This window comes from Psychrobacter sp. 1Y4, from assembly GCF_051847555.1.
On sequence record NZ_JBPYDE010000579.1, the window covers coordinates 1 to 694 of the forward strand.

General features: G+C 47.7%; 2 protein-coding genes. Both read right to left on the reverse strand.

Going from position 1 to position 694, the window contains the following annotated elements:
- A partial coding sequence (locus ACS8FC_RS17680) for an NAD(P)-binding protein (protein ID WP_439297751.1) occupies positions 1 to 234 on the reverse strand: 234 nt, incomplete at its 3' end.
- A gap of 105 nt (positions 235 to 339) precedes the next feature.
- Positions 340 to 694, reverse strand: a 355-nt coding sequence (locus ACS8FC_RS17685; RefSeq protein WP_439297752.1) for an aldehyde dehydrogenase family protein, incomplete at its 5' end; no start/stop codon positions are given.

Sequence of the window (694 nt, forward strand, 5' to 3'; positions counted from 1 at the left end):
GTTCATATATGGCTCAGGGTCTGTCTTGTAGCCCCAGTTATAGGTCGTGCCTTGCAGCGGCATCGCAAGCGCCGCTGGCATTTGGGTACGAAAATCCAGTCGATAATCTGGACGACCCGCTTCTAGTAGTAATACTTTGATATTGGAATCTTCGGTCAAACGCGTGGCCAGCACATTGCCTGCTGACCCTGCACCAACAATAATATAATCGTACTCAGGGGTGGTTAATGTCATAACATGCTCCATAATATTGAAAAATATAAATCGGTTGGTAGCAGTGAGATCAAATGCACAATATCGTAAGACCTAAACTGCCCTCGTTTTTCTCAATACCAATCATTAAAAGACAGATTCAAACGCACCCAACTCTACTTGGATAGATTTGGTTTGAGTATAATGCTCAAGCGCCTCAACCCCGTTTTCGCGGCCGATACCTGAGTGCTTATAGCCACCGACTGGCATCTGTGCTGCTGACTCACCCCATGTGTTCAACCAGCAAATGCCCGCTTCGATCTGAGCGATGACGCGATGCGCGCGATTTAGATCTGCAGTCACAACCCCAGCTGCCAAGCCATAATCGGTATCATTGGCGCGGCGGATGACTTCCTCTTCGGTCTCGTAGGTCAATATTGACATGACTGGACCAAAGATTTCCTCACGGACGATGGTCATATCGTCGCTGCAATCTGTAAAT